Annotated in this window: 19 protein-coding genes; 9 read left to right on the plus strand and 10 right to left on the minus strand. The window is 63.7% G+C overall.

Annotated elements, in window-relative coordinates:
* Positions 1-12: 12 nt before the first annotated feature.
* The 5 genes from IVA82_RS31575 to IVA82_RS31595 form a co-directional block, all read right to left on the minus strand.
* Positions 13-729 (minus strand): ABC transporter ATP-binding protein, encoded by a 717-nt coding sequence (locus tag IVA82_RS31575; RefSeq protein WP_247391760.1) that lies wholly within the window; start codon positions 727-729, stop codon positions 13-15.
* Positions 722-1,477: an ABC transporter ATP-binding protein gene (locus IVA82_RS31580; protein WP_148743433.1), complete on the minus strand. Its 756-nt coding sequence runs from the start codon at positions 1,475-1,477 to the stop codon at positions 722-724. Before IVA82_RS31580 ends, IVA82_RS31575 begins: the two co-directional genes overlap by 8 nt.
* Entirely contained in the window at positions 1,474-2,502 is a 1,029-nt protein-coding gene (locus IVA82_RS31585; protein ID WP_247391762.1) for a branched-chain amino acid ABC transporter permease, read from the minus strand. The genes IVA82_RS31580 and IVA82_RS31585 overlap by 4 nt, the downstream gene beginning before the upstream one ends.
* A gap of 8 nt (positions 2,503-2,510) precedes the next feature.
* On the minus strand, positions 2,511-3,380 hold the full coding sequence (locus IVA82_RS31590) for a branched-chain amino acid ABC transporter permease (protein ID WP_247391765.1): 870 nt from the start codon (positions 3,378-3,380) through the stop codon (positions 2,511-2,513).
* Between the two features lie 240 nt (positions 3,381-3,620).
* Entirely contained in the window at positions 3,621-4,823 is a 1,203-nt protein-coding gene (locus IVA82_RS31595) for an ABC transporter substrate-binding protein (RefSeq protein ID WP_247391768.1), read from the minus strand.
* Between the two features lie 533 nt (positions 4,824-5,356).
* Between IVA82_RS31595 and IVA82_RS31600 the strand changes: the two genes are divergently transcribed.
* Positions 5,357-5,641 (plus strand): hypothetical protein, encoded by a 285-nt coding sequence (locus tag IVA82_RS31600; RefSeq protein WP_247391771.1) that lies wholly within the window; start codon positions 5,357-5,359, stop codon positions 5,639-5,641.
* A 76-nt stretch (positions 5,642-5,717) separates the two neighbouring features.
* Here IVA82_RS31600 and purU read toward each other — a convergent pair whose 3' ends face one another.
* Complete coding sequence (purU, locus tag IVA82_RS31605) at positions 5,718-6,581, minus strand: formyltetrahydrofolate deformylase (RefSeq protein WP_148744087.1); 864 nt, start codon at positions 6,579-6,581, stop codon at positions 5,718-5,720.
* Positions 6,582-6,775: 194 nt separating this feature from the next.
* On the opposite strand from purU, the gene IVA82_RS31610 reads away from it, so the two are divergent.
* Positions 6,776-7,615 (plus strand): uroporphyrinogen-III synthase, encoded by an 840-nt coding sequence (locus IVA82_RS31610; RefSeq protein WP_247391773.1) that lies wholly within the window; start codon positions 6,776-6,778, stop codon positions 7,613-7,615.
* Between the two features lie 16 nt (positions 7,616-7,631).
* On the opposite strand, the gene IVA82_RS31615 is transcribed toward IVA82_RS31610, so the two are convergent.
* The 3 genes from IVA82_RS31615 to IVA82_RS31625 form a co-directional block, all read right to left on the minus strand.
* Positions 7,632-8,312, minus strand: coding sequence for a redoxin domain-containing protein (locus IVA82_RS31615; RefSeq protein ID WP_247391776.1), 681 nt, complete (start codon positions 8,310-8,312; stop codon positions 7,632-7,634).
* A 21-nt stretch (positions 8,313-8,333) separates the two neighbouring features.
* A complete protein-coding gene (locus IVA82_RS31620; RefSeq protein ID WP_247391778.1) occupies positions 8,334-11,663 on the minus strand; it encodes an adenylate/guanylate cyclase domain-containing protein in 3,330 nt (1,109 codons plus the stop codon).
* A 143-nt stretch (positions 11,664-11,806) separates the two neighbouring features.
* Positions 11,807-12,484, minus strand: coding sequence for a Crp/Fnr family transcriptional regulator (locus tag IVA82_RS31625; RefSeq protein WP_247391782.1), 678 nt, complete (start codon positions 12,482-12,484; stop codon positions 11,807-11,809).
* Between the two features lie 336 nt (positions 12,485-12,820).
* On the opposite strand from IVA82_RS31625, the gene IVA82_RS31630 reads away from it, so the two are divergent.
* The 7 genes from IVA82_RS31630 to IVA82_RS31660 all read left to right on the plus strand — a co-directional run bounded on the left by IVA82_RS31630 (position 12,821) and on the right by IVA82_RS31660 (position 19,968).
* Positions 12,821-13,642: an ABC transporter ATP-binding protein gene (locus tag IVA82_RS31630; protein WP_247391785.1), complete on the plus strand. Its 822-nt coding sequence runs from the start codon at positions 12,821-12,823 to the stop codon at positions 13,640-13,642.
* Entirely contained in the window at positions 13,639-15,570 is a 1,932-nt protein-coding gene (locus tag IVA82_RS31635) for a long-chain fatty acid--CoA ligase (protein ID WP_247391788.1), read from the plus strand. Before IVA82_RS31630 ends, IVA82_RS31635 begins: the two co-directional genes overlap by 4 nt.
* Positions 15,567-15,683, plus strand: coding sequence for an ABC transporter (locus tag IVA82_RS31640; protein ID WP_247391791.1), 117 nt, complete (start codon positions 15,567-15,569; stop codon positions 15,681-15,683). The genes IVA82_RS31635 and IVA82_RS31640 overlap by 4 nt, the downstream gene beginning before the upstream one ends.
* Before the next feature lie 5 nt (positions 15,684-15,688).
* Positions 15,689-16,582, plus strand: a complete 894-nt coding sequence (locus IVA82_RS31645) for a branched-chain amino acid ABC transporter permease (RefSeq protein ID WP_247391792.1) — start codon at positions 15,689-15,691, stop codon at positions 16,580-16,582.
* A 3-nt stretch (positions 16,583-16,585) separates the two neighbouring features.
* Positions 16,586-17,659: a branched-chain amino acid ABC transporter permease gene (locus IVA82_RS31650; protein ID WP_247391794.1), complete on the plus strand. Its 1,074-nt coding sequence runs from the start codon at positions 16,586-16,588 to the stop codon at positions 17,657-17,659.
* Between the two features lie 46 nt (positions 17,660-17,705).
* Positions 17,706-18,989 (plus strand): ABC transporter substrate-binding protein, encoded by a 1,284-nt coding sequence (locus IVA82_RS31655; protein WP_247391797.1) that lies wholly within the window; start codon positions 17,706-17,708, stop codon positions 18,987-18,989.
* Positions 18,990-19,128: 139 nt separating this feature from the next.
* The gene (locus IVA82_RS31660; protein ID WP_247391800.1) at positions 19,129-19,968 is read left to right on the plus strand and encodes an ABC transporter ATP-binding protein; all 840 of its coding nucleotides are present in this window, start codon (positions 19,129-19,131) and stop codon (positions 19,966-19,968) included.
* A gap of 60 nt (positions 19,969-20,028) precedes the next feature.
* Here IVA82_RS31660 and IVA82_RS31665 read toward each other — a convergent pair whose 3' ends face one another.
* Positions 20,029-21,180, minus strand: coding sequence for an AGE family epimerase/isomerase (locus tag IVA82_RS31665; RefSeq protein ID WP_247391802.1), 1,152 nt, complete (start codon positions 21,178-21,180; stop codon positions 20,029-20,031).
* Positions 21,181-21,251: the final 71 nt, after the last annotated feature.

Consider the following 21,251-nt stretch of genomic DNA (forward strand, 5'->3'; position numbering starts at 1 on the left):
CTCCCGAGATTCTTAGTGGACCGCCGCCCCAGCGACGCCGAGGTGACGCTCGAGGACCGAGGGGTCGGCCTTCAGCGCGGCGCTCGGGGCGTCGTGGACGATCGTTCCGCGCTCCAATATCACAACGCGGTCGGCCAGCCCCAGAATCTTTTGCGCATTCTGCTCGACGATAATCGAGCAGATGCCGCCGGCCCGGGTGATGGTCCCGATCGCCTTCAGCAGTTCCTCAACGATGATGGGGGCAAGGCCCTCGGTCGGCTCGTCCAGCAGCAGGACCTTCGGGTTGAGGGTCAGCGCGCGGCCGATCGCCAGCATCTGCTGCTCGCCGCCGGAGAGCTGGTTGCCAAAATTGCTCCGCCGCTCCTTCAGCCGCGGGAACATCTCGTAAACCCTGTCGACCGTCCAGGGGCCAACTTGCGCCACGGCGGTCATGTTCTCTTCCACCGTGAGGGAGCGGAAAATGTTGCGCTCCTGCGGCACCCAGCCGATCCCGGCGCGCGCTCGCTGGTCGGGGCGCAAGGTCGTGACGTCGGCGCCGGCGAGCGCGACGGTGCCGGAGAAGCGGCGGGTGACGCCGACGATGGAGTTGATCAGCGTGGTCTTGCCGGTGCCGTTGCGCCCGAGTAGCGCCAGCACCTGCCCCTCGGCAAGACGCAGGCTCATATTCGGCAGCACCACCGCCTCGCCATAGCCGGCGCGCAGGGATTCGATGGCCAGCAGGTCAGACATTGATCGCCTCCTCGCCGAGATAGACCGCCTTGACCTGCGGATCCCGCGCGACCTGGTCCGGCGGGCCCTCCGTGAGCAGCGCGCCCGAGACCAGCACCGAGATGCGGTCGGCAAAGGAGAACACGAGGTCCATGTCATGCTCGATCAGGAGCACGGTGACGTCGCGCGGCAGGCTGCCTACGACTGCGAGAATGTCGTGGCGCTCGCTCTCGGGCACGCCGGCGGCGGGCTCGTCGAGCAGCAGCACGCGCGGCTTGGCCGCGATCGCGACCGCGATCTCGAGCAGGCGCTGCTTGCCGTAAGGCAGCGTCACGGTCTGCTCGTTCATGACGTCGAGCAGATGGAAACGCGCGAGCAGATCGGCGATCTCGCCGTTGACGTCGCGGCGCGTCCCCATCCGCCGCCACCAGTCGCCGCCATGGCCGAGGCGTTCGGAAACCGCAAGGCCGATGGTCTCGAGCGGGGTCAGGTCGGGATAGAGCTGGTTGATCTGGAAGGTACGCGACAGGCCGCGCAGCACGCGTTTGTGCACGGCAAGATCGGTGATGTCCTGGCCTTCGAGCAGGATGCGTCCCGAGTTCGGCTTGAGTACGCCGGTGAGCTGGTTGATCACCGTGGTCTTGCCGGCGCCGTTCGGGCCGATCAGCGCGTGGCGGGCACCCTGCTCGATCTTCAGCGACAGGTCGCGGGTGACGCGCAGGCCACCGAACTGCTTTTCGAGATTCTGGGTTTCGAGCGCGATGGTCATGCGTCGCTCTCCGGCACGGCGACGACGGCCTTGCGTCCGGCGATCTGCTTGATCACGAGGTTCGGCACATACAGGGCCCAGCGATGCAGGCGCTGGCGGCCGACCAGCACGATCACGACCAGCACGAGACCGATCCAGAACTGCCAGTATTGCGGGGTGATGGTGGAGAACAATTCCTGGAGCATGCGGAACAGCACCGCGCCGATCAGCCCGCCATAGAGATAGCCGGTGCCGCCGATGACGAGCACCAGCATCAGGTCGGCGGAGCGCTCGAAGGCGAACACGTCGAGCGAGGCGATCGCCGTGGTCTGGGTGAAGAGCGCGCCGGCAATACCTGCGTAGAACGCCGCAAGCGTATAGATCGCGATCAGGCGGCGGTTGACGGGGATGCCGATCGCCGCCGCGCGCAGCGGATTATTCTTGATCGCGCGCAGTGACAGCCCGAACGGCGAATGCACGACACGGCGCGCCAACAGGAACAGCAGGAACAGCACGGCGAGCGAATAGAAGAACCCGGCCTTGCCGAACATGTCGAAGGGGATCTCGCCGAAGATCGGCTGCATCTCGATGCCTTGCAGGCCGTCGGTACCGCCGGTGATGGCGGAGAAGCGCTCGGCGAGTGCCTCCAGAAGCAGCGCGATGCCGAGGGTCACCATCAGCCGGGTGAGGTCGACCCCGCGGATCACCAGGAAGCTCGTGGCGAAGCCGAGCACCATCGCGGCCAGGCCGGCGACAACAAGCGCGAGCACGGGCTCGTTGACGATGCCGTGAAGCGCAAGAAGCCCCGCGGCATAGGCGCCGACGCCGAAGAAGGCGGCATGGCCGAGCGACACTATGCCGGCATAGCCGAGGATCAGATCGAGCGACATCGCAAACAGCGCCAGCCGCAGGATGTCGGTCATGATCAGGTAGCGGGTCGGAAACAGGAAGCCGCAGGCCAGCACGATCAGCCAGAAGGCGGCTTCGCCATAGTGCCAGCGTGCCTGGCGCTGGGCGTGGTGGCCGACGTCGGAAGAAGCGCTCATCGGCGAACTCAACGCGCGGCCGTGCGGCCGAACAGGCCGTTCGGGCGCCAGATCAGGATCACGATCATCATGGTGTAGATCACGAAGGGACCCATCTTTGGTACGTAGTACTTGCCGGCGACGTCGCCGATGCCGAGCAGGAGCGAGGCCAGGAACGGCCCGGTGATCGAGGACGAGCCGCCGACGGTGACCACGATCAGAAAGTAGATCATGAACTTCAGCGGGAAGTACGGATCGAGGCCGAGGATCTCCGCGCTCAGCGCGCCGCCGAGGCCGGCAAGGCCGCATCCAAATGCAAACGTGAAGGCGAACACCTGCGGCACATTGATGCCGAGGCCGCTTGCGGCGCGGGGATCATCAACGGCGGCGCGCAGGCGGCTGCCGAAACGGGTCTTGGCCAGCACCATCTGGAGCGCAATGGTGAGCAGGCCGCAGATCATGATGATCATCAGCCGGTAGCGGCCGATACCGACGCCGAACAGGTCGAACTGACCCTGGAGCGCAGCCGGCAAATTGATGAAGACCCGCGACGATCCCTGGATGTAGTCGACGGCGGCGACCGACATGAAGGTCAGACCGATCGTGAACAGCACCTGGTCGAGATGGCTGCGCGCATAGAGGTGGCGGTACAGCGTCCGCTCGAGCGCGATGCCGATCGCAGCTGCGGAGACGAAAGCGAGCGGCAATGCGGCGAAGAACGGCCAGCCCATCCGGTTGACCAGCACCATGCAGACATAGCCACCGGCCATGGCGAAGGCGCCATGCGCAAGGTTGACGAAGTTCATCAGGCCTAGCGTGACCGCGAGCCCGCAGGCCAGCACGAACAGCAGCATGCCGTAGGCAACGCCATCGAACAGGTTGGTGAGGATTGCGGTCATCGGGAGTCGAAGGTCATCTCAAGTGTTGCCAAGGGCTGTGCTGCGCTCCCTCTCCCGCTTGCGGTCGCTTGCGGGGGAGGGTTGGGGTGGGGCTGCTTCCGCAACGGGCACTTCCCCCTGTGTGGAGAGGGCCCTCACCCGGCGCGGGACGATGCTTCGCATCGCCCAGATCGCGCCGACCTCTCCCGCAAGCGGGAGAGGTGTGCAGAGAGAGCCCCCGGGATGGCGCACTTTCGCGCGTCACTTCTTGGTCTTGCCGAGATCCTTGACGGCCTCGAAAGTGGCGAACTCGACATTGTAGAGTTCGCCGTCGACCTTCTCGACCTTGCGAATGTAGATGTTCTGCACGATGTCGCGGGTCGCAGGGTCAATCGAGATCGGGCCGCGCGGGCTTTCCCACTTCTGGCCCTTCATGGCCTCGACCAGCTTGGTGCCGTCAGTGTCGCCACCCGTCTTCTTCAGCGCTTCATAGATCAGGTGGATGCCGTCATAGCCGCTCACCGCCATGAAGCCCGGACGGTTGCCGAAAGCCTTCTTGTAGGCGGCGACGAAGTCCTTGTTCATCTGCGAGGGATGCGCCGCGGAATAGAGGTGTGCGGTGACCGTGCCGAGCACGGCGTCGCCCATGTTGTTGAGGAGATCGTCATCAGTGACGTCGCCCGGTCCGATCACCTTGATGCCGGCCTTGTCGAGGCCGCGCTCGGCATATTGCTTCATGAAGTTGCCGCCCTGGCCGGCCGGCACGAACACGAAGATCGCGTCGGGTTTGGCGTCCTTCATGCGCTGGAGGAACGGCGCGAAATCAGGGTTTTGCAGCGGCACCTTGACCTCTTCGACCACCTCGCCGCCGCCCGCAGTGAAATTCTGCTTGAAGAAGTTCAGCGCGTCATTGCCCGGCGCGTAGTCGGAGGTCAGCGTCGCCACCTTCTTGATGCCGTTCTTCACGGCCCAATCTCCGATGATGGTCGAGGACTGCGCCAGCGTGAAGCTGGTGCGCACGATGTAGGGCGACCGCTCGGTGATGATGGAAGTGCCGGCCGCCATCACGACTTCCGGGATCTTGGCTTGCGTCGCCAGCGGCGCGGCCGCGAGCGCGGCCGGTGTCACGCCGAAGCCTGCGATGAAATTGACCTTGTCGTTGACGATCAGCTCTTGCGCCGCGGTCTTGGTCTTGTCCGGAATCGCAGCATCGTCCTTGAGAATGATCTCGATCTTCTTGCCGGCGACGGTGTCGCCCTTCTGCTGCATGTAGAGCTTGATCGCGTTCTCGATCTGCTTGCCGGTCGAGGCCTGGCCGCCGGTCATCGGCAGGATCAGGCCGACTTTCACGGCGTCCTCGGCCTTGACGGGCGCGGCGGTCACGATGCCGGCAACGGCCGCCAGTGCGGCGGCCCAACTGGCTTTCCAGGAGACCCTACAAGAAAGCTGTTTACGTCCGAACATCAGATGTCCCTCCCCTTAATTCCCGACCTCTTGTGTGGCGGACCGAGTGCCCGGTCCTTGTCTCACCATAGCTCACGCACGAGCCCTATCGCGCGTCAAATGGCGTCCTTCGCGCAGCCCTTGTCAATCGGACGTTTGGCGACCATTCGGCGCAAGCCGAGCGTCCCGATTTTCCGTCGGCAAGGGGCTATATCGCGGTTACGTCAGGGTGAGCCAAGCACCCAACTTCGACCGCTTTTATTTGTACGATTGTACAAATAAAATGGACCTGTCAACGAAAAAGCCTCTCGCCGATCAAGCCAAGTCCCCTTGCCGCCAAGCCTCGTGCCGTAGTCTAGAAACTGGGCGAGCGGCGTGGATGGAGGATTCCGTCATTCTTTTGCAGAATTTGAACATCGCAAAAGCCCGATCGGCCGCGGCTTGGTAGCAAAGTACCTACCTCGAATAAGTCTATTTTACCTTGTTGAAGGCTACTGTCCCGGCACCCGCCTGACCTTATCGCCCAACCAGACCGAACCCGCGTGCCCCCACAAATGGCGAAGTCTTTCCGTCCCGGCCTGATCCTTCTCGCGCTTGCCGCGGGGCTGTCCGGCTGCGGCACCGTCAACGAAAAGCTCTCGGCCGGCATGGTCGACTACGTCCCGCAATGGGCCGGTGGCCTGCCGGCGGACGCGCCGCCGCGGGCAGGCACGCCGCAATACGACGCCTACATGAAAGAGCGCGAGCGCAAGCGGCTGATGCCGGCTGCCGATCGCGAGAAGGAAGAGCAGGCGCAAAAGGGCGCGACGGGCTCGGCACCCGGCAACGCGGTGCGTTAGGAGCGAATGGCGAATAGGGAGTAGCGAATAAGGAGGCTGACTTTTTTTCTACTCGGTACTCGCCACTCACCATTCGCTAATCCATAAACACCACAGTCTTGCGGCCGTTGGGGATGACGCGGTCATCCAGATGATAGCGGATCGCGCGGGCGAGCACGCGGCGCTCGATGTCGCGGCCCTTGCGGACGAGATCTTCGGGCGTGTCGCGGTGGCTGATGCGCTCGACGTCCTGGTCGATGATCGGGCCCTCATCGAGGTCGCGGGTGACGTAATGGGCGGTGGCGCCGATCAGCTTGACGCCGCGCTCATGGGCCTGGTGATAGGGTTTTGCACCCTTAAACCCCGGCAGAAACGAGTGGTGGATGTTGATGCAGCGGCCAGACAGCTTCGCCGAAAGATCATCCGACAGGATCTGCATGTAGCGGGCGAGCACCACGAGGTCGGTGCCGGTCTTGGCAACGAGGTCCAGGATCTGAGCCTCCTGCTCGCGCTTGGTTTCCTTGCTCACCGGCAGATGGTGGAACGTGATCCCGCCGAAATCGAGCCCGGCATAGGCTTCGCGCGGATGGTTGGAGACGATCGCGGTCGGGATCATCGACAGCTCACCGGTGCGCCAGCGATAGAGGATGTCGACCAGGCAATGGTCGGACTTCGACACCAGCAGCATCACCTTGCGGTGCGCGGCACGGTCGCGCATCTGCCACTCCATGGCGAAACGTTCCGCGATCGCGGCAAAGCCGGTCTGCAGCGCCGACAGTTCCACGGCGAGATCGGCCGCGGTGAACACCACACGCATGAAGAACTTCTTGGTCTCGACATCGTCGAACTGCTGGGCGTCGAGAATGTTCTGTCCATTATGGGCCAGAAAAGTCGACACCGCGGAGACGATGCCGGGGCGATCCGGACAGGACAGGGTCAGGACATATTGATGATCGGGCATGGGCCTTGATGAAGGTTTGTGCAAACGGCGCGGAACCCCGCGAGTTGCGCCCTGCTCTATCACCGACCCCGCCCTTGCGCCAATCCCAAGACTTGCTTCGACGTCTAGACTTGCTTCAACGTCAAGACTTGCTTCGACGTCAAGCGCGGAGTCAGGATGAAGAGACGATTGCGAATCCTGACTGGAGCATCCCCATGGCCGACCGACTGAACGGCTACCGCATCCTGATCCTGGAAACGCGCGAGGAGGCGCAGTTTTCAAAGCTGCTCGCCGAACAGGGCGCCGAGGTCGTGCAATGCCCGATGTTCACTATTCAAGATGCGCCCGACCCCGCCCCGGTCGAGGCCTGGATCCGCCGCGCCATCGAGAAGCCCTTCGACGACCTCGTGCTGATGACCGGCGAAGGCCTGCGGCGGATCATGAAGCTCGCGCGCGAGCGCGGGCTCGACCAGGCCTTTGTCGCCGCCCTGGCAAAATCGCGAAAATTCACCCGCGGGCCGAAGCCTGGCAAGGCGCTGCGCGAGATCGGGCTCGAGCAGCAGCAGATGACGGAGAAGCCGACCACTGAGGGCGTAATCGAGATGCTGGCGAAGCTCGAACTCGGCGGCCGCCGCCTCGGCCTCCAGCTTTATCCCGACAAGGACCACAGCGCGCTGATCAGCGCGATCACCGCCCAGGGCGCCGAGGTCGACACGGTGTTGCCTTACGTCTACGATCCCAAGGCGGCCGATGCCAGCATCGTCAACGCAATCGACAACATGGCGAAGGGACGGATCGACGCCATCGCGCTGACTAATCTCGGCCAGGTCCGCCGCCTCCTCGAAGCTGCGAAAGCGCATGGCAGCGAGGCGCGCCTGCGCGCAGGACTCGAGCGGACGTTGATCGCGTCGGTAGGACCGGCGGTTTCCGGAGAGTTAGCTGCACACAGCTTGCGCACGGACGTTTCGCCGGTCGAAGACCACTACTTCATGCGCCCGCTGATCTCGGCGATAGCGGCGGCGCTGGTGGAAAGGCGGCCGAAGGTGGCAGATTGATCGCCAGACGTGGTGCCTAGCTTGCCACCTGCGAGGCCGCCGACATCAGTTCCTGCGGGCTCGGCGCGGCAAACATGCGATGGCCGCCTTCGGGCACCTCGGTAAAGCTCCAGCGCACAACCCCCTCGCGGTCCAGCAGAAACTGCCCAAAGAGCTGGCCCTGGCCGGTTGCCGCCATGCGCTGATCGGCTTCCGTTATCTCATAGCCGTCCTTGCTATTGAGGTACTCCGCGGCCGCCGGCCGGTTCATCGGGCCGGGCAATTCGCCGGGCATGTCGACTTGCATGCTCATGACCACGTTCATGCTGACCTTGTGCGGCCACTCCGTCTCGTTCTCCGTGAACTCGATATTGGGCAGGCCGAACGCGCGATGCGAGATCCGCTCGGGATCGGATGCGGCGAGCAGGTTGGGCAACGGATGGTAACGGAAATAGAGTCGCGCGCGCTCGATCGGCGTGTTGACCACCGTGAGACTTTCGATGCCTTTCTCGTGCAAGGCGGCATCAAGTTGCGCCTGTGCCGCGATATGGCGGCGGCAGAACGGGCAGTGCAGTCCCCGATACAAGCCGACCAATATCGGGCTCTGTCCGCGAAAGTCTTCGAGCGCGATCTTTCCTTCGCGCGTGATCGCGTCCAGCACGACGTTCGGTGCACGATCGCCCGGTTGAAGTGGTCCTTCGACGTGACGTTCAGACATGATGGCACTCCTTCACATGATCTAGTCAAGAAACGGCAGTACGATCAGCCCTGCGGGATCAAGCCCGTGCCGCGCGCAGACGTCCTGTGCCAGCGCGAAATATCGCTCGGCCTCGGGCATGTCGCCTCGATCAAGGTTCAGCGTCGCAAGACCATCATAGCATGGAAACAGCTGCTGCGGCTCGCCGGTTTCGCTCGCCACCTCGATCGCCTCATTGTAGCAGCGAGCAGCCAGATCGGGCCGGAAATGGCATTGATGGATTTGCCCGAGCACGATCAACGGCACGGAGAGATGCTCGCGCTGATCAAGCGCGCGGTCGATTTCGATCGCCTTTTCGGCAGCCGGCACCCCCTCCTCGGTACATTTGTCGGTGAAGGTGCAACAGGCAACGGCAAAATTGGCAAGAAGGCGCGCCTGGAACCCGAGATCGCCGATCCGACGCGCGACATCGAGTCCGCGTCGGCAAACCTCCACGGCCTTCGCCGGGTCGACGATCGTGTAGAGCACACCGAGATTGGTGTAGCCGCGGCAGGCAACGTTGAGGAGACCGGCGGCCTCGGCTGCTGCGACACTCTGCTCCACCTCGCGCACCGCCTCCTGGTGTCGTCCAAGCCGCGCCAGTGCTGCCCCCTTGGTGTTGAGCGCCTCCGCAATGGCGCGCGCCGCCTCAAGTCCGGCTTGCCTGTCGGCGTCCGCCGGCACGCATCGGGCGTAGCCAAGCGCCTCGTCCGCCCATCTCGCGGCGGCCACGTGATCGCCCGTGCGAAACGCGAGACGGCCGCGCTCTTGCAGGAGGTGCGCCCACTCGATGGGCGCGTCGGTCCCTCCAAGCAGTTCGGCCGCCTCGGCATAATGCGCCTCTGCCTTGATCCGCTTGCCGGCGTCCCACAACAATCGGCCAAGCTTGCGGAGAATTCGCGCTTCGCCGATGCGGTCCTCCGCATTGCGATGACCTTCCAGCGCACTCTGGTAGTGCTCCTCAGCCGTGATTCTCCGTCCGGCCGCGGCACACAGCTCCGCGATGCGCTCGTACAGGATCAGGCGTTCGGGCTCCCGTTCCCCGCCGGCCAACAACACGGCGAGGGCCTGCTGGTAGAAGCGGATGGCATCGTCATTGGCGTAGGTCGCGCGGGCGCGATCGCCGGCCGCGCGCAGATAGCGCGCACCTTTCGGCTTGCTCGCGCTCAGGCTGAAATGATGTCCGAGAAGTATGAGGTCCTCGAGCCGCTCGGGCTCATTGCCATAGAGCCGCTCCAGCGCGGCACCAATCCGTCCATGGAGCTCGATCCGGCGCTGCAAGAGCAGGTTTTGGTAGATCACGTCCTGAAGCATGGTTTGCGTAAAGCGATAGGATCGCAGCGAGATCGAGTTCGCGCCCGCGACCTCCTCGACAATCTCGGCATCGCACAGAAGTTCGAGCCCCGCTTCCACCTTGGTCCGCTCGGATGCCGTCGCACCGAGAAGAGCCGCATCAAAACGTGGGCCGATCACCGCGGCCTCCTGGGCCAACCGGCGCACCTCATGCGGCAGCCGGTCCAGGCGCGCCAGTAACAGAGCCTGAATGCTTGCCGGGATATCGGCGGCGGCCTCATCTGACTTGATCCGCCACCGTGAGCCGTCACGCTCCAAGGCGCCAGCTTCGATGAGACCGCGGATGATCTCCTCAAAGAAGAGTGGGTTGCCGCCTGCGCGATCGAGGATTCGACTGAACAGATTTCCCGGCGGTTCACTCCAGCCGTGGCTGAAATAGGCCGCGAGCAGCTTTTGTCCGTCAGCATCGCCAAGCGGAAGCAATCGAAGGGTTGTATGGCTGATCCGACCCGAACCGAACTGATCCAGTTCCAGCATGGGCCGATGCGTAAACAACAGCATCAGCCGCGTACGCTCCAGCCGGTCCATCAGGAATCGCAGCGCTTCAAGCGATACGGCATCGGCCCAGTGCAGATCCTCGACAATGATCAGGAGCGGTGACTGGACCAGGCGCCGTTCGAACACGGTGCGAATCGCAAAGAATATCTGCCGCCGAAGCTGCTCGGGCTCGACGTGCTGCAACGCGGCGTCCGGATCGCCGAGACCGAGAACGTGGAAATAAAGGGGCATCAGGCGATCGGCCTCTTCGACCGCAAGGCCGAGTTCCAACAGTGCCGTAGCCAGCTTGGCCTGGGCCTCTGCCACGGTCGCCTTCTGCGCGATGCCGTAGGCGCTGCGCAGCACAGCGGCAAGAGTGCCGTAGGATTGTTCGCCCAGCGGCGAGCAGACAGCGCGCCGGATCGCCACGCCGGCGAAACGGTCCTCATCGCGGGCGTGGGCAACGAATTCGTCCACCAGACGCGTCTTGCCGATGCCGGCTTCACCGACCAGCCGCACCAGTTGCGCCGCGCCGCGACACGCGAGATCAAGGCTGTCGACCAGACGAGCAAGCTCGGCGTCGCGCCCAATCACCGGCGCACTCAGGCCCAGCGTATCGAGGCCGCGTGCCGCACGCGGCGTATCGAGCGGTCCGTTCAAGCGATGAACCAGGACGCTGCCCATCTTGCCCTTGAGCGAGACCTCGCCAAGCGATTCATACGAGAATGCATGCCGCGTAAGACGGTAGGTCAGCGGCCCGACCAGCACCTCGCCCGGGGAAGCCATCGACTGCAATCGTTGAGCCGTATTCACCGTATCGCCCGTGACCGAGTAGGATTTGGCAACTCCAACTCCCAGTCCGCCCGCAACCACGTGCCCGGTGTTGATGCCGACATGAAGCAGGAGCGGTGAACCGGCATACGCCTTCGCACGTTCGCTGAGGCGCGCGGTTCGGCCAATCATGTCGAGCGCGGCGCGGACGGCCCGCTCGGGGTCGTCTTCGTGCGCGGCCGGCGCTCCGAACAGCGCAAGCAGCGCGTCACCGATGAATTTGTCCACGAAGCCGCCAAAGCTTTGCACCGCTGCCGTCAGTTCCTCGAACAATTCGTTCTGAAGCGCCTGCATGACTTCAGGATCGAGTCGCTCGCTCATCGTGGTGAAGCCGCTAAGGTCGGCAAACAGCACGGTAATCGTGCGGCGGTTTGCTTCGCTGTCGATCCTGTCGGGCTGCGATCGAAATGCTTGTTGCGCATCGGCCGTTGCATTCGGCACCAGCGGTGGTGAGGCAGCCCTGATCGGGAATGTCACCGGACTCGTCCGCGTCGTCGCCGGCCCGCCGGCTTTGGGGGCCTCACCGACGAGGGCGCCGCATTTCGGGCAGTACGCGAAATCTGGTGCGCACGCATAGCCGCAGCCGGGGCACGCGTTCGGCTGCTTCGTGCCGCACTTCGGGCAGAAAGCAAAGCCGCTCTGAACCTCGGAACCGCAACAAGAGCAGTTCATGGGTCGTGACCCTGCGGAAGCCGCGATGGCGCGGTCTGCTGGACCCGGCCAGATGGGCCCAGGATCCCGGCAAGGATGGGCTCGTCGCGCCGGAAGAGCAAGCGGCGGTTGCGGCGCTCGCGGTTACGGCCGCGAACGCGGCTTCACTCCTCCCCGTATCCCCTTAGCCGATCGATATCCAAAATAGTCACGCCGCCGTACTCCAACCGCAGCAGCCCCTCCTTCTCCAGCCGGTTGAGCGCGCGGTTGGCGTTTTGCCTGGACATGCCGGAGAGCGCGCCGATCTCCTCCTGGGTGATCTCCAGATGCGCGGTCGATTCCGGATAGAGGATCGGGTTGAACAGCAAGGCGATGCTGCGGGCGAGCCGTGCGGTGGCATCCAGCGTGCGGTTGACCTCGAGCATGCCGATGAACTGGCCGAGCCGCTCGTTGAGCTGGCGGACCAGAAAACGGTTGAAGCCGACGCTGTTCTCGAACAGCCACATGAAGGCACTGCGCTCCATCAGTGCGACGCGGCTGTCGCGCAGCGCGACCACGTCGTAGCGGCGCGGCTCGTTCTTGAGCACGCTGCCCTCGCCGAACCAGGCCCCCGCCGTCAGCCCGGCCAGGCTCGTCTCCTTGCCGTCACGCGAGACCCCGCCCATCCGGGCGAGGCCGCTCACCATGCCGGCCCAATAGGCGAATGTGTCGCCGCGCATGAAAACGGTCTCGCCAGTGCCGTAGGACCGCTCCGTGATTCCACCGCGGGCGACCTCGATCTCCTGCTTGGTAAGTTCGCGCGACCAGGCGGCGACGCGCTTCAGTTGATCATCTGAAATCATGATCTAGAGGCCAGCCGCACCGTTTCGTCACTCCATCCTTCTGTTGCACCGCAACACGATTATTTCAGCAGCATCCGACGAAAGATGAAGGCCGCTTGCCGCCCGAAAAATTTTGTCACCGAATTGTCAACCGGGAGACATTCCTAAATAGCGCTTTCCCCTATTGAGGGCCACCTTGGGCAATGCGGCTTTTGATCCCGACCGGGAACGAAAGCCGCGCGGTCCGGTCGAGACCATCTGCTGCATGGCCTCACCGGCACGACCGTACTAGGATCGCCCGAGAGGAACGGACGAAGAGCGCCACAAAAAGCGCCATCACCGGGAGGGCTTTGTTTGGTGGCTACCAGTCTTGAAGTGCGCGGCGTGTCCTTGCGATTCGGCGGCGTCCGTGCGCTGACCGATGTCGGCTTCGCCATCAAGGAGGGCGAGCTGTTCTCGATCATCGGCCCCAATGGCGCCGGCAAGACCTCGATCGTGAACTGCATTTCCGGCCGCTACAAGCCCACCGAAGGCCAACTCTTCTACCAAGGCCGCGATATTACCGGATTGACGCCGAATGCGCGGGCCTCGCTCGGCATCGGCCGCACCTTCCAGAATCTTGCGCTGTTCCACCACATGAGCGTGCTCGACAACATCATGGTCGGCCGCCATCACCTGCTGAAGAACAACTTCTTCACGGGTTCGCTCTACTGGCTCACCGGCGCGCGCAAGGAAGAGCTCGAGCATCGCCGCAAGGTCGAGGAGATCATCGACTTCCTCGATCTCCAGTCGGTACGAAAAGCGCAAGCCGGCACCCTCTCCTACGGCCTGCGCAAGCGCGTGGAACTGGCCCGCGCCATGGCGCTGGAGCCGCGCCTCATTCTCCTCGACGAGCCGATGGCCGGCATGAATTTCGAGGAAAAGGAGGACATGGCCCGCTACATCGTCGATCTCAACGAGGAGTTCGGGATGACGGTGGTGATGATCGAGCACGACATGGGCGTGGTGATGGACATCTCCCACCGTGTCATGGTGCTGGATTTCGGCCGCAAGATCGCCGAGGGCGATCCGGCCGCGGTGCTCGCCGACCCCCACGTCAGACGCGCCTATCTCGGCGAGGAGGATGAGGTGCTGGTCGATCCAGACGATGCCCCGCCGGCGCAGGAGAGCGCGGCATGATGGATTACGCAGGCCGCGTCGCGCAGGCCGATACCTATCCAAAGATGCTCCGGCTGAATGCCAGGGAGCACGGCAACGAGATCGCGCTGCGCGAAAAGGATCTCGGACTCTGGCGCCCGTTCACTTGGAATGATTATCAGACCCGCGTACGCAACTTCGCGCTCGGCCTCGTCGAATTGGGCCTCGGGCGCGAGGATGTCATCGGCATCATTGGCGACAACCGGCCGGACTGGGTCGCTGCCGAGGTGGCGACCCATGCGATCGGCGGATTGAGCCTCGGGCTCTATCGCGACGTGCTGGATGAGGAAGCCGCCTACCTGCTCAATTACGGCGAAGCGCAGCTTGTCTTCGCCGAGGACGAAGAGCAGGTCGACAAGCTGCTCGTGCTTGCCGAGCGCGTGCCAAGGCTCAAGCACATCATCTATTCCGATCCGCGCGGGATGCGGAAATATGACGATCCACGGCTGATGTCGGCGGAGAAATTCGCCGAGCTCGGCCGGGCGCGAGCTGTGCGGGAGCCCGAGCTTTACGATCGGCTGGTGGATGCCACCAGGGGCGAAGACGTTGCGATCCTCTGCACCACATCGGGTACCACGTCGCATCCGAAACTCGCGATGCTCGCCGCCGGACGCGTGCTCGGCCATTGCGCGACCTATCTCGCCTTCGACCCGAAGGGGCCGGACGACGAATATGTCTCGGTGCTGCCGCTGCCCTGGATCATGGAACAGGTCTATGTGCTCGGCAAAGGCCTGCTCTGCCGGATGAAGATCAACTTCGTCGAAGAGCCGGATACGATGATGAACGATTTGCGCGAGATCGCGCCGACGTTCGTGCTGTTTGCGCCGCGCGTCTGGGAATCCATCGCCGCCGACGTCCGCGCCAAGGTGATGGACGCCACACCCTTCAAGCAGCGCCTGTTCGATGTGGGCATGCGAAGCGGGCTCGCCGCGCTCGAACAGGGCAAGCGTTCCGGCTTTGCCGACGCGATCCTGTTCCGTGCGCTGCGCGACCGCCTCGGCTTCACCCGTCTGCGCTCGGCTGCAACCGGCGGCGCGGCGCTCGGCCCCGACACCTTCAAGTTCTTCCAGGCGATGGGCGTGCCCCTGCGCACGCTCTACGGCCAGACCGAATTGCTCGGCGCCTACACGCTGCACCCCGAGGGCAAGGTCGATCCCGACACCACCGGCGTACCGATGGCCGACAGCGTCGAGATCCGCATCGACAATGCCGACGTTCACGGCGTCGGCGAGATCGTGGTGCGGCATCCCAACATGTTCCTGGGCTACTACAAGAACCCGGAGGCGAGCGTCGCCGACCTCAGGGATGGCTGGATGCTGTCGGGCGATGCCGGATATTTCAACGACAACGGGCAGCTCGTGGTCATCGACCGCATCAAGGATCTTGCCGAGACCTCGCGCGGCGAGCGCTTCTCGCCGCAGTTCATCGAGAACAAGTTGAAATTCTCGCCCTATATCGCGGAAGCCGTGGTGCTTGGCGCCGGCCGCGACGCGCTCGCGGCGATGATCTGCATCCGCTATTCCATCATCTCGAAATGGGCAGAGAAGAACCGGCTCTCGTTCACGACTTATAGCGACCTCGCCTCGCGGCCGGAGGTCTATGCCTTGCTCCGCAAGGAGGTCGAGACCGTGAATCTCACGCTGCCGCCGGCGCAACGCATCTCGCGCTTCCTGCTGCTTTACAAGGAGCTGGACGCTGACGACGGCGAGCTCACCCGCACGCGAAAAGTGCGCCGCAGCGTCATCAACGAGAAATACGCCGGCATCATCGACGCCATTTACCGCGGCGTCGCCGACATCCCCGTCGACACCGTGATCCGCTTCCAGGACGGCACTACCCAAAGGGTGCGCACCACACTGCGGGTGGTGGATCTGGGCGGAACCGGGCATTTGGCGGAGGCGGCGGAGTGACACACGTGATCGTCATGCGCGGGCCTGACCCGCGCATCCATCCTCTTTCGAGCAAGCTTCTTTCCAAAACGATGGATTGCCGGGTCAAGCCCGGCAATGACGAGCTGGATTAACCGTCATGAACACCGCCTTCCTCATCCAGCTCCTGGTCAACGGCCTCGTGGTCGGCACGCTCTATGGCGTGGTCGCGATGTCGTTTGTGCTGATTTACAAGGCCAGCCAAGTCGTCAACTTCGCGCAAGGCGAGCTGCTGTTGGTCGGCGCCTGGGTGTGCTGGACGCTGCTGGCGAAATACCAGGTGCCGTTCTGGATCGGCATGCCGATGACGCTGGTCTTCATGTTCGTTTTCGGCATCGCCATCCAAGTCTTGATCCTGCGGCCGATGATTGGCGAACCCATCATCTCGGTGATCATGGTGACGATCGGCCTCTCGACCGTGCTCCAGGCCACGCTGAAATGGATGTACGGCGTCAATCCGCAGCCGTTTCCGCGTGTGTTCGAGAGCCAATCGGTCAGCCTGTTCGGGCTTCAGATTCAGACCGTCTATGTCATGAGCCTTGTCGTCTCGGTCGCCATGATGATCGGCATGGCATGGTTCTTCCGTGCCTCCAAATACGGACTTGCGATGCGTGCGACCGCGTTCAACCAGCAGGTGGCGCAGTCGCTCGGCATTTCCGTCAAGAGCGTGTTCGCGATGGCCTGGGCCATTTCGGCGACGGTGTCGGCAGTCGCGGGCGTCGTGGTCGCCGTGGTGAACGGCGTGTCGTCGGGGCTCGCTGCCTACGGCATCAAGGTGTTTCCGGCGGCGATCCTCGGGGGGCTGGATTCGGTCGGCGGCGCCGTGCTCGGCGGCATCATCATCGGTCTGCTCGAGAACATCGCGCAATATGTCGACAGCGAGTATCTGCACTGGGGCAATCTCTACGAGATCGCGCCGTTCTACGTCCTCATCATCGTGCTGATGATCAAGCCCTATGGCCTGTTCGGCACTCACGACATCGAGCGGATCTGACCCATGGCCGGCCCTGCCCTCATCCCTGCTGGTGATTTCCGCACTTCCTACGCCGCGGACACCACGATATTTCCGACCACGACCAGCCGCAATTTTGCGATCGCCGGCGCGCTGCTGCTTTGCCTCGCGCCGCAGTTCCTTGGCGGCTACTGGCTCAGCATCCTGATCCAGATCGGCATCTTCTCGATTGCGGCGCTGGGCCTGAATATTCTCGTCGGCTTCACCGGCCAGATCTCGATCGGGCACGCTGCCTTCTTCCTGCTTGGCGCCTTCACCTCGGCCTACATCTCCAACAACGCGCCGATCCCGGTGTTCTTCGCGATCCCGCTCGCGGGTGTGGTCACCGCGCTGGTCGGCCTGATCTTCGGCATTCCGGCGGCCCGGCTGAAGGGGCTCTACCTCGTCATCGCGACGCTTGCCGCGCAATACATCCTGCTCGACTTTTTCTCTCGCGCGGAGTGGTTCACCGGCGGCTCGGTACCGGCCAGCGCCAATCCATTCTCGATCTTCGGCTTCACCCTGCGCGGCGACAGGCAATATTTCTATGTCGTGCTGGCCTATGTGGTCGCGAGCTACGTCCTCGTCACCAACTTAATGCGTACGCGCGACGGCCGCGCGCTGGTGGCGATCCGCGACCATTATCTCTCCGCCGAGATCATGGGCATCAACCTCACAAAATACCGCACCCTGTCGTTTGGCCTCGCCGCTTTCTTCGCCGGCATCGCGGGTGCGCTCTATGCGCACTACCAGCTCGTGGTCTCCCAGGAAGGCTTCGGCATCGAGCGCTCGATCCTGTTTCTCGCCATGATCATCATCGGCGGCACCGGCTCGATCATGGGCACGCTGATGGGCACCGCCTTCGTGGTGCTGCTGCCGGAATCCATGGAATTCCTCAGCGTCCATTTAAAGGGCGGCGCGATCGACAGGGCGCTCTCGCTCAACAACAACATCACCTTCCTGCGCGAGATCGCGATCGGGGTGATCATCATCGCGTTTTTGATGTTCGAGCCGGACGGGCTTGCGCATCGCTGGCGTCAGATCAAGGCTTACTGGAAACTCTACCCGTTCTCGCATTGAGCGCGGGCAACTGTCTAACCAACGAATAAACAGCAGGAGGCAACAAATGAAGACAAAATCCCTTTTGAGCACCGCATCGCTTGCGCTGGCGATCGTAGCCTTTTCGGCGAGCGCGCAGGCGCAGATCGCGATCGGGCATCTCGCCGACTATTCCGGCGGCACCTCCGACGTCGGCACGCCGTTCGGCCAGGCGGTCGCCGACACCTTTGCCTGGGTCAACAAGAACGGCGGGGTCGGCGGCAAGCAACTCAGCGTCGACACCAATGATTACGGCTACCAGGTGCCGCGCGCGATCGCGCTCTACAAGAAATGGTCGGCGCCCGATTCGAAGGTCGCGGCAATCATGGGCTGGGGCACGGCGGACACCGAGGCGCTGACCGGATTCCTCGCCCAGGACAAGATTCCCGACATGTCCGCCTCCTACGCCGCGGCGCTCACCGATCCCGAAGGCATCAGCGGCAAGGCCAAGCCCGCGCCCTATAATTTCTTCTATGGCCCGAGCTATTCGGACTCGCTGCGCGCGATGTTGATGTGGGCGGCCGAGGACTGGAAGGCCAAGGGCAAGCCCAGCAAGCCGAAATTCGTGCACATGGGCGCCAACCACCCCTATCCGAACGCGCCAAAAGCTGCCGGTGAAGCCATGGCGCAGGAGCTCGGCTTCGAGGTGCTGCCGCCACTCGTGTTCGCGCTCGCGCCGGGCGACTACAGCGCGCAGTGCCTGAGCCTGAAATCCTCGGGCGCCAACTACGCCTATCTCGGCAACACTGCGGCCTCCAACATCTCGGTGATGAAGGCCTGCAAGAGCGCCGGCGTCGAAATTCAGTTCCTCGGCAACGTCTGGGGCATGGATGAGAACGCTGCCAAGACCGCGGGCGATGCCGCCAACGGCGTGATCTTCCCTTTACGCACCGCGGTGAGCTGGGGCGGCGATGCGCCCGGCATGAAGACGGTGATGGAGATCTCGAAGATGTCCGATCCCACCGGCAAGGTCTATCGGCCCGTGCATTACATCGCGGCCGTCTGCTCGGCGCTCTACATGAAGGAGGCGCTCGACTGGGCCGCCAAGAACGGCGGCGCCACCGGCGACAACGTCGCCAAAGGATTCTACCAGAAGAAGGACTGGGTACCGGCCGGGATGGAAGGCGTCTGCAATCCCTCGACCTGGACCGAGAAGGACCATCGCGGCACGCTGAAGGTCGACCTCTATCGCACCAAGATCACCGGCGCGACCGATGGCGATCTCAACGACCTCATGGCCAAGGGCACGATCAAGCTCGAGAAGGTCAAAACCGTCGAGCTGCCGCGCAAGCCGGAATTGCTGGGGTGGTGAGCGCGACGCTCACCTCATGCACAACTGTCATCCCCCGCGAGGGCGGGGGATCCAGTACGCCGCGGCTTCTCAAGAGGACGTCTCTGGAATACTGGGTCGCCCGGTCAAGCCGGGCGACGACTGCGGAGAACTGCGAAACATGACCCAGCCCACCGAAGCCGTTCGTCTCTCCCCCAGCATCGTGCCCGCGCCGCCCCTCCTCGGCATGCGCAACATCGAGGTCGTTTATGACGACGTCATCCTGGTGCTGCGCGGCCTCAGCCTCGATGTGCCCAAGGGCGCGATCGTGGCACTGCTCGGGGCCAACGGTGCCGGCAAGTCGACGACGCTGAAGGCGATCTCGGGGCTGCTCAAGACCGAAGACGGAGAGGTCACGCGCGGCGAGATCCTGTTCGAGGGCGAGCGCATCAACGGCATCGATCCCGACAAGATCGTCCGCCGCGGCATCTTCCAGGTGATGGAGGGACGCCGTATCGTCGCCGACATGACCTCGCTGGAAAACCTCAAGCTCGGCGCCTTCACCCGCAGGGACCGCGAGGTCGGTGCCGATCTCGACATGGTCTTCAACTATTTCCCGCGCCTGAAGGAGCGCACGGGGCTCGCCGGCTATCTCTCCGGTGGCGAGCAACAGATGCTGGCGATCGGCCGCGCGCTGATGGCCCGCCCGAAGATGATCCTGATGGACGAGCCGTCGATGGGCCTGTCACCCCTGCTCGTGAAAGAGGTGTTCTCGATCATCCAGAAGATCAACCGCGACCTCGGCGTCACCATCCTGCTGGTCGAGCAGAACGCGCGCGCCGCGCTGTCGGTGGCGAGCCACGGCTACATCATGGAGCAGGGCAAGGTCGTGCTCGACGGCACCGCGGATGAATTGCGCGACAACGAGGACGTCAAGGAATTCTATCTCGGCGGCGCCGGCGATCAGCGCAAGAGCTTCAAGAACCTCAAGAGCTTCAAACGTCGCAAGCGCTGGCTATAGCGCTTTCAAGCGAAGTAGGAACCGCCTCGCGTGAAAACAACGCGTCAAAACAACAGATTCTCAGCCCAGCACCTGCTCCGCTTCCGTGACTGCGCAGAGAACATGATAGAACGACGACGCAGGAATGGTGTCGATCAGCGATTTGCCGTCGCGATCGAAATGATCGAACCAGCCACCTTTGACGGGATGGCTGAGATAATGCCGTTCGAGCCGCACCAGCGCCGAGCGCGCTTCTTCCGCCGCCCCCGTCTCGCCGGACTCGGCCTGGGCGATCCACGCCTTGGCAATCTCGGTCTGCGGCCACAGCCGGCGCGAGCCGCGGCGGATGTTGCCGGTATCATCGCCCTCGTCGACGAGGCAGCCGGTGGCCTCGTCGCGATAGCGCAACGCGGTCGCCAGCAGCTCAGTGCGCCGCTGCCCGGTCGGACATCCCGTGATGCGCTCGAACCCCTTCAGGAGCCAGACCCATTCCGCCTGGTGGCCGGGCTCGACGCTGATCGGCTCGATCTTCGACCAGTCCTCCTCGAAATATTCGCCGAGCGTACGCTTCTGCTTGTCGTAGAGATTGGCGAGGAACAGTGCAAAAAACTCGCCGGCGCGGTTCTGGAACGCCAAATCGTGGGTCGCGTCAAAACAGGCGATCATCGCCTCGAACAGGTGCATGTGCGGATTTTGCCGGCGCGGCAGCGAGACCGGCAGACCTTCATGGACGCCGCCATGCGGCGAACGCAGATGGCCGTCGAGGAAGGCGAGCAGTGCGTCGATCTCGGCGCGAACCTGCGCGTCGTTGTCGAGTGCATAGACGGTCGCCAGCGCAAACAGGATGAAGGCGTGGTCGTAGGCATCGCGCCGCGCATCCAGCACCGTACCCTCCGGCGTCAGCCGGTGCACGTAGCCGGGCCTGCCGTCGGGCGCCTTCGCTCTTGCCAGCAGGTGCTCGAGCCCCTTCAGCGCGATGGCGCGCCCGTCCGGACACCAGCCCATCTGCGCCGCCTTGGCGTAGCACCAGATCTGGCGGGCCTGCACGAACACGCGCCGCGGCGCGGCCGCATCTGCCGTGCCATCACGGTGCAGCCGGTCGATGAAGCCGCCCGCGGCATGGTCCCAGCCGACGGTCGACCACAGCGGCAGCGCCTCGTCGATCATGAGACGCTTCAGGCGCGCGACGACGCTGGACGTCTCGTCCGCCGCATTGATTCCTTCGTCCGCCATCGCGTTCTCTCCACGCCCCGACAATGGCCGTCTGATACCCATGCAAGCGGCGGCGTGCAACGGATGCCAAC

Origin of the sequence: Bradyrhizobium sp. 142 (genome assembly GCF_023074015.1) — a bacterium.
GTDB lineage: Bacteria > Pseudomonadota > Alphaproteobacteria > Rhizobiales > Xanthobacteraceae > Bradyrhizobium.